Source organism: Paenibacillus aceti (assembly GCF_003614185.1).
Taxonomy (GTDB): domain Bacteria; phylum Bacillota; class Bacilli; order Paenibacillales; family Paenibacillaceae; genus Fontibacillus; species Fontibacillus aceti.
Genome location: NZ_KZ987724.1, coordinates 3544924 through 3558915, shown reverse-complemented (window position 1 = coordinate 3558915; position 13992 = coordinate 3544924). Strand labels below are relative to the sequence as shown.

General features: G+C 48.5%; 11 protein-coding genes. 10 read left to right on the top strand and 1 reads right to left on the bottom strand.

Features of this window, described 5'->3' with window-relative positions:
* Nucleotides 1–417: 417 nt before the first annotated feature.
* The gene (locus BFJ94_RS15905) at nt 418–1245 is read right to left on the bottom strand and encodes an alkaline phosphatase family protein (protein ID WP_120463543.1); all 828 of its coding nucleotides are present in this window, start codon (nt 1243–1245) and stop codon (nt 418–420) included.
* Nucleotides 1246–1481: 236 nt separating this feature from the next.
* On the opposite strand from BFJ94_RS15905, the gene BFJ94_RS15900 reads away from it, so the two are divergent.
* The 10 genes from BFJ94_RS15900 to BFJ94_RS15855 all read left to right on the top strand — a co-directional run bounded on the left by BFJ94_RS15900 (nt 1482) and on the right by BFJ94_RS15855 (nt 13977).
* Nucleotides 1482–2408, top strand: a complete 927-nt coding sequence (locus BFJ94_RS15900; RefSeq protein ID WP_120463542.1) for an ABC transporter permease — start codon at nt 1482–1484, stop codon at nt 2406–2408.
* A gap of 20 nt (nt 2409–2428) precedes the next feature.
* Complete coding sequence (locus BFJ94_RS15895) at nt 2429–3328, top strand: carbohydrate ABC transporter permease (protein WP_120463541.1); 900 nt, start codon at nt 2429–2431, stop codon at nt 3326–3328.
* A 131-nt stretch (nt 3329–3459) separates the two neighbouring features.
* On the top strand, nt 3460–4989 hold the full coding sequence (locus BFJ94_RS15890; protein ID WP_120463540.1) for an ABC transporter substrate-binding protein: 1530 nt from the start codon (nt 3460–3462) through the stop codon (nt 4987–4989).
* A 189-nt stretch (nt 4990–5178) separates the two neighbouring features.
* Nucleotides 5179–6930, top strand: a complete 1752-nt coding sequence (locus BFJ94_RS15885; RefSeq protein ID WP_120463539.1) for a sensor histidine kinase — start codon at nt 5179–5181, stop codon at nt 6928–6930.
* Nucleotides 6931–6951: 21 nt separating this feature from the next.
* Entirely contained in the window at nt 6952–8562 is a 1611-nt protein-coding gene (locus BFJ94_RS15880; protein ID WP_120463538.1) for a response regulator, read from the top strand.
* Nucleotides 8559–9101, top strand: a complete 543-nt coding sequence (locus BFJ94_RS15875; protein WP_120463537.1) for a hypothetical protein — start codon at nt 8559–8561, stop codon at nt 9099–9101. The genes BFJ94_RS15880 and BFJ94_RS15875 overlap by 4 nt, the downstream gene beginning before the upstream one ends.
* 6 nt (nt 9102–9107) lie before the next feature.
* Nucleotides 9108–9545, top strand: a complete 438-nt coding sequence (locus tag BFJ94_RS15870; RefSeq protein ID WP_120463536.1) for a peptidylprolyl isomerase — start codon at nt 9108–9110, stop codon at nt 9543–9545.
* Between the two features lie 312 nt (nt 9546–9857).
* Nucleotides 9858–10769 carry a right-handed parallel beta-helix repeat-containing protein gene (locus BFJ94_RS15865; protein WP_229717049.1) on the top strand — a complete coding sequence of 304 codons (912 nt, stop codon included), beginning with the start codon at nt 9858–9860 and terminating at the stop codon, nt 10767–10769.
* 111 nt (nt 10770–10880) lie between these two features.
* Nucleotides 10881–12620 carry a sensor histidine kinase gene (locus tag BFJ94_RS15860; protein ID WP_120463535.1) on the top strand — a complete coding sequence of 580 codons (1740 nt, stop codon included), beginning with the start codon at nt 10881–10883 and terminating at the stop codon, nt 12618–12620.
* A 4-nt stretch (nt 12621–12624) separates the two neighbouring features.
* Nucleotides 12625–13977 (top strand): response regulator, encoded by a 1353-nt coding sequence (locus BFJ94_RS15855; RefSeq protein ID WP_120463534.1) that lies wholly within the window; start codon nt 12625–12627, stop codon nt 13975–13977.
* The last annotated feature ends 15 nt before the right edge of the window (nt 13978–13992 follow it).

Below are 13992 nucleotides of genomic sequence, written 5' to 3'. Positions count from 1 at the left end.
TTTTTGGGCAAATAGCGATCTGTAGTTTCGTTAGACGAAAAACGAACAGCGAGCACCCGGCGTACTGCACTAAGCACTGTACAAAAGATGCGACATCCCGAACCTTGGTAATGCTCCAAATACTCGCCCCTGTGCCAAAGAACGCAACGCACTCAGCGTCACACAAAGCCTTCAACACCCACCGCCCGCGGCCAGTGCCACAAAAGGCCCATAACTCTACGCGCCTACATAAGGACTTCAACGCCTAGCGTCTGCACCCCGCGCTCACACAAAGCCTTTCAGCACCCCACGCCCATCACCACACACATGCGTCCGCATCCTGCGTCAAAGCGCGTAACGCCCTGCGCCACACAAAGCCCTCAACGCCCACGCCCGCGCACCTCGCGCCAAAGCGCCCAGCCCCCAACGCCCGCGCTATTAGCCGAACAAATTAGCAGGCACCTTGCCATCCCAATCCGCTGGCCGCTCCAGGCCAAGAGCATGCAACGCGACCGCTGCGGTATCGACAATGAACATATCTGGCAAGGCTGTGCCAGCTGATACGCCCGGGCCCACGCAGCCCCAGAATACATTCTTGTCCATCGGATGGTCGCTGCCGTGGTCATGCTTGTTCGCTCCGCCGCCGCCATGGTCGGTAACGAGGATCACGAGGCTGTCCTCAAGCAGACCTTGCTGCTCAATCACACGCAATATGCGCCCGAACAGTTCATCCATTCGGGTAATAGCCTTCAGATAACCTGGCGAATCCGCGCCGTATCCGTATTTATGACCGGAAGCATCGGGGTCATCCAGCTGCATATAGAGCAGCTTGACGTCATTATTTTGCTCAATATAGGTTTCGATCGCGCTTACAAGCTCGTCGTCTGGCAAGGCTTCCTTATGAATCCCGAGTCCTTCTTCAACGATTCCGTTAACGATAGGCGCCCAGCTTGAGAAGGCAGCCAGCTTGGCTTCAGGCCAGGCTTCCCGTGCCAGTCGGAATATCGATGGATATGGGGAGTCCACTGGGTAGGTCTGAGTGGATGCGATTTCATTATTCAGTCCGTGTCTCTCAGGAACGACACCGTGGAGTATAGAACCCCAGCATTCCGCACTGATCGTTGGTGATTGGGCTTGCGCCATATAAGTAACCGCTCCCTTGCTTAAGAAAGCGTCGATATTCGGCGTATCCGTATTTTGAATAAAGTTACCGGCCCCATCCATTCCTAGAATAAAGACCCGTTTAATTTGCTTATCCTTCTGCATGATTAATAATCCCCTCCTCTAGAGATGTATGACAGCGATATCACGACCCTAGCATAATGATCCCGGTTAGAAGTGTCAATGACTATTATTGACCTGTCAATGGTTTATTTTTGACCTGTTTAGAAGAAGTCACGAACGTGCTATTAGAAAGTCACCAGGGTAGTGGTTACGTCAGAAACTGAATTATAGAATGGAAGTGTAAGGGTTTACACATCATGGGGTGAAGGGGTTGGAACATGACGAAACTAGTTAAATTAAAGAGAGATGTGAAAAAGTATAAGTGGCTGCTGCTTATGACCGTGCCGGGGATTATCTACCTATTCATTAATAACTATATTCCGATGTATGGCGTAATTCTGGCCTTCAAAAATTACAATTACGTCGACGGAATCTGGGGAAGCCCTTGGGCAGGATGGGATAACTTTAGGTTCCTGTTCAACACGGAGGATGCTTACATCATTACAAGGAATACGTTGCTGTACAATCTGGTCTTCATCACTTTAAATCTAATTCTATCCGTCACCATCGCACTTTTGATCAATGAGATTAAGGATAAAGTTATCAGCCGATTCTATCAGAGTACCTTCCTGCTTCCTCATATCATTTCGATGGTCGTCGTTGCTTATCTCGTATTTAGCTTCCTGAACGCCGAGAATGGTCTGGTGAACAGATTGCTGCTGAAGTGGTTCTCTATGGATGGAATCTCCTGGTACGGAGAGCCGAAATATTGGCCTTTCATCCTGGTCATTGTTAACGCATGGAAGAGCGTCGGCTATTGGTCCATTATTTACTTCGCTTCCATCATCGGTATAGACAAGGAGTATTACGAAGCAGCTACCATCGATGGGGCAAGCAAATGGAAGCAGATGACGCGCATTACGATTCCATTAATTATGCCGGTCATCATCACGTTGACCTTGCTGGCAGTTAGTACGATTCTTCGCTCGGACTTTGGCTTGTTCTACCAGGTACCTATGAATACCGGGGCACTCATACCGACGACACAGACGATCGACACCTTCGTATACCGTGCTATGCTGCAATCCGGTGACGTTGGGATGTCTACGGCAGCGGGCCTCTATCAATCGGTTTGTTGCTTCGTACTGATCCTGGTAGCCAATACCGCAGTCAGACGAATCAATAAACAGAGCGCATTGTTTTAACCGGGGAGGGAGAGAACAACGTGAGAGAATTAAATTTGTCCAAGCGAATCGGCCCTGCGATGATCCATCTATTCTTCTGGTGCTTCACCATCGTATCACTGGTTCCGTTCATACTCATATTTATGGTATCCATTTCAAGCGAGGATTCCATTGCGCAGAAAGGATTTTCCTTATTTCCTAACGAAATCAGCTTTGGAGCTTATCAATTCCTGTTCAATGACTTTACTGAAATTGCTAAGGCCTACGGAGTGACCATCGTTGCTACGCTTGTTGGTACGGCAGTAAGCTTGCTGATTACGGCACTCTTTGCCTATCCTATATCGCGAGCTCAACTGCCGTTCAGGCGGACAATTTCCTTCTACCTCTTCTTTACGATGCTGTTTGGTGGAGGATTGGCACCATGGTATATCACTTATGTCAACATGCTAGGTATGAAGAATACAATCTTCTCCATGATTATTCCGAACTTGTTGATGGGCGCTTTTAACGTGTTCTTGATGAGAAGCTTCTTCGCCTCGACGATACCTGAATCGGTCATTGAGTCGGCGACGATTGATGGAGCGGGGGAACTGAAGATCTTCTTCAAAATTGTCGTACCATTGTCCCTGCCGATTATGGCGACGATAGGTCTCTTTAATACTCTTGCTTACTGGAATGATTGGTATAACTGCATGCTGTTTATCGATAATCCAGATTTGTATAACATTCAGTATTTGATGACTAAGACATTGACTAATATTCAATTCCTGTTGGCGAAATCCAACAGTACAGCGCAGGTTGGCGAGCTGCTGGCCAAGATGCCGCGTGAATCAGTGCGAATGGCCCTTGCCATGATCGGTGTAGCTCCTTTATTGTTTGCCTATCCGTTTTTCCAAAAATACTATATTAGCGGAATTACATCTGGCGCAGTAAAAGGCTAAGTATAAGGCTGAAACATAGGGTTTATACAGAGAGTTCACCGTAAAGGAGGTGGGGCTGACACAGATTGGATGGACTGCAACTCCGGGGGATATAGTGTTAATAGTACGAATTGAGAGGAGAACGGCAGAATATGAAGAAGAAGGTTCATTTACTGTTCATTGTGATGCTATGTGGAATGCTTGTACTGACGGCGTGTGGCAAGGGGAATTCCAATAAGCCATCCGATTCGGGGAACACATCTGGCAATACAGCGGAAAGCGGGAATCAAGAAGGAAATAGCAAGCTTAGCCCGTATAAAATTACGATGGTATACCCGGCTTCAGCCGCAAAGGATCTTCAGCTGGTTCAAGACGAAATGAGCAAATACTTGACGGAGAAGATCAATGCGACGATCGAGCTGAAACCGATTGAATGGGCTTCCTGGGAGGACAAGACGAACCTGATGAAGGTCTCGAATGAGCCCTTTGACTTGATGTTCACGGCTAGCTGGTTCTCATACGCGAAGGATGCTGCCAAAGGGCAATATCTGGAGCTTGACGATCTGATGAACGAGTACGGCAAGGATATTCCTGGGGTTCTCGGCGATGACTTTATTAAGGGGTCGAGAATTGACGGCAAGCTGTACGCTCTTCCTACCAAGAAAGAATTCGGCCAAGGCTTCGGCTTCTTGCTCGATAAGAAGCTGGTTGATAAATATGGCTTTGATACGAATGGCATCAAGTCCATTGAGGATATGGAACAGATGTTCAAAACAATTAAAGAGAACGAGCCTGATGTTGCCCCTGTGGCCTCATCCAAATTCACGAACATTTGGAATGCAGCTAATTATGACTATTTAGCAACTGATATCGGAATTCCTCGCGACAGCAAGGAGCTTAAAGCAGTTGATATGCTGGAGGACCCTAACTTCATCGATTTCTATAAACGGATGCATCAATGGAATCAGAATGGCTGGTTCGATAAAGACATCCTGACTTCGACTGAAGAACAGGGCGTTAATATGATCAAGGCGGGCAAGGCCTTTGCGGTCGGCCAATCTCTGAAGCCTGGTAAGGACAAGGAAATGAGTCTGAGCGCCGGGGTTGAAATGATTCAGGTGGAGACCTTTGAGCCATTTACAACTACAGGTGACGCCCAAGGGGCTATGCTCGGTATTTCCCGGACCTCCAAGGACCCGGCAAGGGCGATGATGTTCCTGAACATGCTCTATACAGATCCGGTACTGTTAAATATGCTCGATTGGGGCATTGAAGGCAAGCACTATGTGAAGGTAAGCGATAATGTGATCGATTTTCCTGAGGGTGTAAATTCAGATACACAGACCTATCCGAATCCAGGTGGCTGGATGTTCGGTAATCAGTTCAATTCCTATCTATGGGCGAACGAGGATCCGAACAAATGGGAGGAATTCCAGAAGTTCAATGATCGCTCCGAGCGTTCCATCGCTCTGGGCTTCTCCTTTAACCAAGAGCCGGTTAAATCAGAAATGGCATCCCTAACCAACGTGATGAAAGAGTTTGAAGCTACTTTACGTTCTGGGGCAGTAGAGCCTGAGCCATTGCTTGAGAAGTGGAAAGCAAAACGCAAATCGGCCGGTTTTGACAAAGTCAAGGCCGAAGTGGATAAGCAGTTGGCGGCATGGGCGGAATCACAGAAGTAATAAACAGAGGTGAAGCGAAAAGGAATTCTGAACTAGGGCGATGCAGGGATCCTATCTAGGGATTCCTTTTTGCTCTACCGGAAACTATACTCGAGGTAGATGAGCCTGTGGACATCGGAGGGATTACGTACAGGACTACTTAGAATAAGGGTTCATACTAAATCTTGCATAGATCCGGGGTCGATAAGTATGTTCAAAGTATCGAATATCAAGCAGTCACTTCGTTTCAAGCTGATTATCGGTTTTGTAGTAATTACGGTTCCATTGTTCGGACTGATGCTCTATAACAATTATTACGCCTCCAATATGATCCGCGAGCAGGTCGCCGAATCCAATAAAAATTCGATGATCTTGTATTCACATCAGATTGAGGCGGCTCTGAACAAAGAGACGAATTTTCTCTACAACATTGCCGTTGAAGATCCGAATCTCGCTGCCCTGCCGCAGCTGATGGATGATCCGAATGAGTATTTTCTAGCCAAAGCCACGCTAATAAGCACCATTTCCCGTTATCATCGCTACGATAACAGTGTCGATCTGCAGTTTATTTATTCGCTGCGCAATAAGGATTTTTTCACGACACAGATCAAGGAGCCGTCCTACGAGCGGATGAATGCGATCAAGACATCGATTGAGAACTTGGTCAAGGAGGTCAAGCTAGATAGCGAATATTTCCAGAAGTGGAAGGCGATAGAGTATAACGAAGGAAAATATGCCTTGATTCGCATGGTGAGTACGGGAGATGATTTCTATGTGGGAGCTTTTATTGAGCTAGAGAATCTGGTGATTCCGTTGGATATTATTCACTCGAAGGAGGGTTTCGCCGGCTTCCTGAATCAACAGGGACAATTGATTACGAATGCGGGTGCCATCACCCCGAACCGTTCCCTATCCGTGGGAGCGAAGCGTAGCGGTGATTATACGATCGTGAAGCAGGATGATCATAGATATATTGCCGTTACGAATCCGGTTATCGGCACGGACGTCATTCTAAGTGTATTCGTCCCGGAGGATCAAATGCTGGAGGATCTGGAGAAATTCCGCCGAGGTATTATTCTTATTTCGATCGGTGCACTATTCATTCTGGTCATTTATCTGATCTATCTGAATGATATTATACTTAAGCCCATGAACAATCTCGTCTTCGGGATGCGGCGCATCAAGCACGGGGATTGGGATACACGGCTCAAGCCTTCCAAGTCCAGAGAGTTCGCGATTATAGAAGAGACCTTCAATGGCATGGCTGCTGAAATCCATGAACTGAAGATCAACGTGTATGAAGAGCAGATCAAGGCGCATAAGGCCGAGCTGAAGCATTTGCAGCTGCAGATCAACCCTCATTTTCTCCTGAATTCGATTAACATTATCTACAACCTGGCTGAGATCAAGAATTATAATGTCATTCAGCTGATGTGCATGAATCTGGTAAAATATTTCCGCTTCACTACCAGGACCAATCAGGCTTTTGTGACCGTGAATGAAGAGATGGAGCATATGGAGAGCTATATTAAAATTCAACAAGTCCGATTCCCGGAGCGGATTACATATGAAATTCAGATTGAAGAGGGTGCCGGAGAGGGTGCTATACCGCCGCTTTTAATTCAGCCGTTTATTGAGAATGCGATTAAGCATGGTTTTGATTTTATGGATCATCCCTTTCATATATCTATAAGGATCAGGTTAGTGGGGCAGGATCAGCTGGAGATCACCGTCTGGGATAACGGCAATGGATTCTCACCGGAGATGCTGGAGAAGCTGCAGTCCGGCAGCTATATGGAGCATCAGAATGGAGAGCATCTCGGCATTACCAATGTGCAGTACAGGATCAAGCATTTGTTCGGACAGGATGCCCGGCTTGAATTTGACAATGTTCCTCAGGCAGGGGCGTTAATTCGCATTGAACTTCCATTTCGAACAGTAGAACAATTTACTTCATATTGATCATGAGAATGGGGGATAAGCATGTTCAAGGCTCTGATTGTAGACGACGAGATCTATGCGGTGATGGGGATTCGCAGTGGTGTGAATTGGGAGCGGTTGCAGGTATCCGAGGTGTATGAGGCTTATAATATGCGGGAAGCCCTGCGTATATTTGAACGTACCTCGATCGATGTCATGATCTGCGATATTGAAATGCCGAAGGGGACAGGGATCGAGCTGCTGGAGAAGGTGAATAAGATATCACCCGAGACAGAGACGATCTTCCTGACCGCCCACTCTGCCTTCAGCTTCATGCAAAGGGCGATTCAATTGGACGGATTCGATTATCTACTGAAGCCGATTGAATTCGATGTACTGGAGGATACGATCTATAGAGCTTTGGAAGCGGTTCGACAAGAGCGAGAGCTACATAAATTACGCGAGCAATATAAGCCCTACTATGACCTGTGGCGCAGACAGAAGCCCCTGGTTACCGATAAGTTCTGGAATGATCTGTTCTCAGGCAGAACGGTGTGCTGCCCGGACAATATCACAGGGATTCTGGAGAAGCATGGGCTGTCGGGTCTTCAGAACGCCAGCTTCCTTCCCGTTCTTGTCAGCGTGGAATCCTGGCTGCGGGAGTTCAGCACGAGGGATGAGGAGATTATTGAGTACGCGATTCGCAAGGGTGCGGCGGAGATGCTGATTCCTACGGGCAAGGGGGAGGTCATCCAGACGAAGCAGGGCGTCAACATCGTGATTATTATGGGCGATCCAGAGATAAAGATCGAGGCTAGGGATCTGCATACGCGCTGTGAGAAGTACATCCGCAACTGTCATGAATATTTTGATTGTAATATTTCCTGCTATGTCGGCAGGAGCTCCAGTATCTATGAGATCGCCGATACTTACCAGCAGCTGATGGAGATCGAGTATAACAACTTGAATAAATCCAATCAGGTATACACACTGGCTTCACTGGGCACACCGTCGATCAAGGCGATGATCCCGCGGATTTCAACCTGGACGATCCTACTGGAGCAGGGCAAGCTGGAGGAGCTGCAGCAGGAGATTCGCGACCGCATATCGGAGATGGGGCAGCAGCGGAATCTATCTCTCTTTGAACTGGAAGGCTTCCGTAATGAATTTATGCAGATGGTGCACTATGTTCTGCACAAGAATGGACTGCATGCAGTCGAACTGCTACAGAATCGGGATGGATTGCTGCTGAATGATCAGCCGCGTGATTTGAGGGAGCTGGAGGAAGCTTCGCAACAGGTCGTCCGGATTATCCATGATCAGCTGCATCAGAATGATTCGATTATTCAACGGGTTCAATATTATATCACGGAGCATTTAAGCGAACCGATTACGAGGGAGCAACTGGCCAGTTATGTTCACCTGAATCCGGCTTATTTATCGAGACTGTTCAAGCGGGAGTTGGGCGAATCGATTACAGATTATATCATGAAGCAGCGGATGTCTTTGGCCAAAGATCTGATCATGACCTCGACCATGCCGATTTCTGATATCGCCAGAACCTTGGGCTATCATAACTTCTCTTATTTCTCCAAAATATTCAGAAAGGTATATAATGCTTCCCCGCAGCAATTTCGCCAGCAATCCTCGGAGGGAGAGAGGAAGGTCCTGTGACGGAACGAGAGGAAGGCCGGTGCCCTGAACGAGAGGCTGTGATCGCGACTATAGATGGGGTTCCTGTCACACTTGCGGAATATGAACGGGCGGTGCGGAGGAACAGGCCGCGGGTGCTGAATCATTTCTTCCAACAATTCAAGACCTGTGAGACGCCGGAGTTCTGGACGACATCCTTCGCCGGGGAGATTCCATTAGAGCTGCTGAAGCAGACGGCTCTGGATGAGAGCGTGATGGTCAAGATCAGACAGATGATCGCCAAGGATTACGATGTAGTGCAGGATATTAGCCACAAGGCCTTTCTAGAGCAGCTTGCTGCAGAGAACGAGCGAAGGGCTAAGGCGATAGCTGGGCAGCAAGTTGTTTATGGGCCTGTACGATATAGTGAGGATGCTTATTTTGAGTATTATATGACCCGTCTGGCCGCAGCGGTGAAGCAGAAGCTGGAGCAAGAGGAACGGCGGCGGGCAACTTGTGAACAGACACTATGGAATTACTATTGTTCCTGGCGAACGGAGCTCTACCTGGATCCGGGCTAGGTCAAAGTGTACAGCATAACGGTATCTTATCTGAATGCTGATCGACAGATTGATCCGGTGGCGCAGGAACACACTCGGAAGAGGCTGGAGCAAGCGAAGGCCAGGCTCGAATGGGGGATGCCCTTCATAGAGATCACCCAGGATTACGCAGACCAGAGGAAGATCCAGGAGCTTACGTTCTATCTGGAGAATGATCGTCATAACCTGCGGAGCCCTGTAGCCAGGACAGCAGCGGGATTGCGGGTGGGGGAAATTTCCGAGATCGTGGAAGAGAACGGAAGCCTCTATCTTCTATGCTGTATTGAGAAGACAGAGCCCTATACCGAGTATCTGCCTTATGAGCAGATTCGTGACCGAGTGCTGAATGATTATATTGCGAGCAAGTATGAGCAGCTAATCCAGGCGAGATGGGCGGAGGCTACAATTCTAGTGAGTGAGACTTAAGCGTTGTTAAAAATAGTACGAAAGGTGATGAGCATAAGGTGGAGAATTTTCCATTGCCAGAGAGTACAGCAGCCGCGTCAACGGATCAGGCCGGGACGAGATCCGGAGTGATCTATTATGTGGACAATCTGAACGGTAACGACGATAATTCGGGTAGGAGCCCAGCCGAGGCCTGGAAGTCGCTCGCGAAAGTGAACGGAACGACATTCATGCCGGGCGACCGTATTTTATTGCGGGCAGGGAGTTCCTTTCGATTCGGTAGGTTCCCGGAAGCCGAGTGCCTTCCACGATATTCTGATCGATGGCAATACATTGACCGATGTCGATGCCTATGGCATCTATATCAGCTCCAACTGTATCCTCCGCTATGGCATGGGGGACTTATGGGAATGGGTCCCGAAGCCCTACGGACCATGGACGCCATCTACGGAAGTAAGAATATCCAACAATACGGTCGTGCGGGCGGCCACCGGGGGCATCGCCTGGAATGTAACGGGTGGTGCGATAGTAGAGCACAATATCGTACAAGAGGCTACCTACCTGGCGGCGAACGCTGCGATCTGGTGGGCTTACGCCGATAATAGCGTCGTTCAGTACAATTACAGCCATGATAATGCCGGCGGCTTCATGCTCTATGTGAATGATACCTACAGTACGATCAATACGATCGTTAGATATAATATCAGCCAGAATGACAAGGCGCGTATATTTCGTTACAGCGGCTCGATAGACATGGTAATAAACTATAACAATACGGTCTATGTTGGAGCCGCTTCGGGCAATCCGGTTATGAGCGATTATTTCACCAAGCCTTCTGGCAGACCCAAGAATATCTACAACTATAACAATTTATACTATAGCGTCAAAGACAAGGGGTGGGATTTGAGGGGGCAGACCTTCGACAGCAACGCTTACTATGGCGGGAAGACCTTGGTCAAAGCTGATGCACATAAAGTGACTGCTGATCCTAGGCTCATAGCTCCGGGCAGCGGCGGAACAGGGATGGACACGGAGGACGGCTATCAGCTTCAGAGCGATTCCCCGTTGATCGGAGCCGGTGTGCCGATGGCCGATCATGGTTGTCGGGACTACTTCGGCAACCCGCTCTACAATGGTGACCCTGATATCGGTGCCTTTGAATATCAGGGACTAGTGCCGCCGGCGACAGGCAAGACGGAGGTCGTCCATCCGCCAGTGCAGGTGACGCCGATGCCTAAGCATTGAGTGTCTCGATGGCTGTTTCCATAAGTTTAGAACAAAAAAAGAATCTCCCGCAGGGAAGGTTCTTTTTTTATTATGAATATATATTCATCATCCAAGAATGGAGGGAATGCTTTGAAGCTTCGGAGCGCTGGGAAGAAATCGAAATGGTTCGTATACCAGAAGGTGATTATCGTATTCATTCTACTCTTACTTCCTCTCATCTCTATGAACGTCTGGTTTAATTACAAGGGCATGTCTATCACTAAGGATGCTATCTTGAATTCCTCCATGGCAGGCGCCTCTTTCTATTCCAGACAACTCGACAGGGAGATGTATTTCATCCGCAATTTGCAGCTTCAATTTTTGAATGACAAGGATTTGCAGAAGCTTAGCTTCCGCGGCGGCATGCTGGAGAATTATGAGGAGGTGGAGCTGATCGAACAGGTCAGGGACAGGCAGTCTACGCTCACCGCCTTCAGCGATTATATCGTGAATGCGGGCGTTTACGTCGAGGCCGTGGGCAAGACGATCTCTACGATGTCGGGGGTCACCAATACACCGAATCCGGAGATGGAGCTGGTCGCTTCCCTGATCTCCACAACACCGAAGCCTTCATACTATCAATACGGGGAGAGAATCTTCCTGATCGAGAGCGAGAACAATGACGGCGTGTGGTCCTATATCGAGCTATCGAGAGCGAAGCTGCTGGAGGCGCTGAATCAGATTGCCGACTTGTATCAGGAGTCTGAGGTTCTGCTCGGCAGCAAGGAATTAGGCACAGTGCTGACGACCGCGGAGCAGCCGCAGGAAGCGAGCACGATCCTGGCACAGATTTCCGAGCAAAGCATCGGGAAACAGGGTGCCTCAGAAATAAAGAAGATTCATGGGATTAACTATTTTATCATTCATAATGATGTGAGCTCGCTGCATCTGTCTTTGATTATGTATGTGAATCAGAATGAAATTACCCGTCCGCTTAATCAATTTACAACCTGGTCCTATCTGCTCTTCATTATAGCGATTGTGATTATGGTCCTCTATTCCTTCTCTGTGAATTTGATGATTCACCGGCCGTTATCGCGCCTGGTCAAGGCCTTCCGCATGCTGGAGGCCGATAATCTGAACATCATGATCCAATCGAGAACGAAGGATGAGTTCCACTACGTGTTCAACAGCTTCAACAATATGGCCCTCAAGCTGAAAAATTCGATCCGGGAGAACTACGAGCAGAAAATCGCGCTGCAGCACTCCCAACTGAAGCAGCTGCAATCCCAGATCAACCCGCATTTCCTTTACAATAGCTTCTTTAATATCTATATGATGTGCAAGGTTGGGGATGCGGACAGCGCTGCTGAGCTCTCCCAGAGACTAGGCAGATACTATCAATATATTACGAGGAGCGGGGCGGATGAGGTGCCTTTTAGTAAGGAATATCAGCATGCACTGGATTATTGCGAGATTCAATGCATCCGTTTCTCGAACCGGATTTCATTTGAATACGGAGAGGTAAAGGACGTGCCGGCTTCCCTTACTGTACCGCGCCTAATTATCCAGCCCATTGTCGAGAATGTGTTCGAGCATGCCTTCGAGGATGGGACGATGGAGGGGGTCATCTATATGAGCACAGAGTATAGGGACGGAAAATTGCGAGTTACGGTGGAGGATAACGGGCAGCTGATGACCGAGGAGATGATCGAGCAGCTGCGCGATAAGCTGGCTACACCATCGAAATATATAGAGAAGACCGGCTTGATCAATGTGAATATCCGCCTGCAGCTCAAATATGGTGAGGGAAGCGGGTTATTCGTCTCCCGCAGCTCCTATGGCGGCTTACGAGTGGACTTGATTATTAATGCCAATGAGGAGGAGTAGCTTCATGTATAGACTGTTAATTGTAGACGACGAACCTGTAATTGTGAACGGACTGGTGCTTCTGTTTCAGGATAATAGCGAGCTTGAGCTTGAAGTATGCAAGGCCTATTCAGCCAAGGAAGCGCTGGAAATGGCTCAGAAAATGAAGCTTGATATTCTCGTTAGCGATATCCGTATGCCGCAGATTAGCGGTCTGCAGCTCGTGGATGAGATTACCTATTATTGGCCGCATTGCCGCAGTATATTTCTGACCGGGTACAGCGAGTTCGAATATGTGCATGAAGCGCTGCGCAAGAACGTGGATAACTATATTCTGAAGACCGAGGGGATCGAGCTGATCTTCGAGGCGGTCAAGCAGGCTATAGCCAAGCTGGATGAGGAGAATCAGCGGAGAATTCTGGATGAGCGGGCGCGGCGACATTTCGAGATCGCAGCGCCTCTATTGAAGACGGAGCTGCTGCGGAGAATGACGGATGGAGAGGATCTGAGCCACCTGTTGCTACAGCCACGCTATGAAGAGGTCTGTCTCCAGATTTCGCTGGAGCAGTCAGCATTTTTTATGATCGGAAGAATGACCTTGAATGAAGCGGACCGAGGGCATGAGCTAAGACAGGCGGTGCAGCGGACCTTCCTGAATTACTTGCCTTCCTCGATTAAATGTGAGTGCAGTGTCATTAATGACGACACTTTGCTATGGCTGCTGCAGCCGGAGGTGGAACTGCTGGGGCGCTTCCAAGCCAATGCTTCCACCGAGCTGCACTGGAACGGGATTACGCAGTATATGAAGGGCATTCTGGAGCTGGTGCAGAATGAGGGCGAGGAATTACTGGGGGTTCATGTGTCCTTCGGTATATCGGCCAATCTGCAAGGTAGCTGGGACAGGGCTGGACAGCAGTATGAGCAATTACAGAATATGCTTAAGGCTCGCGCCGCGCTGGGGCAGACGATGATTATCGCGGATCTGGAGAAGGCTGACCCTGATGAAGAGAAGCTGTATGAGCACGGCCGGATGGAGCAAGACGAGGCGAGGATATTCGTCATCGACCAGATTCAGAGATATGTGATCGAGAATTTATCCGGCGATGTCTCCTTGACAGCGATCGCCGAGGAGGTTCATTTCAATCCCTCTTATCTGTCGCGATATTACAAGCAGGCGACCGGGCATAATTTGCTGGAATATATCCAGACCAAAAGATTGGAGGGCGCCATTCATCTGATGCAGGACACAAATCTGAAATTGAATGAAATCGCCGCCCGGGTTGGATTTGATTCGCACTCGTATTTTACGACCTTTTTCAAGAAAAAGATGGGGGTTACTCCTCAGGAATACCGGAATTCTCTAGCTGAATCGTCTTAAATTGAAACAGGTAAA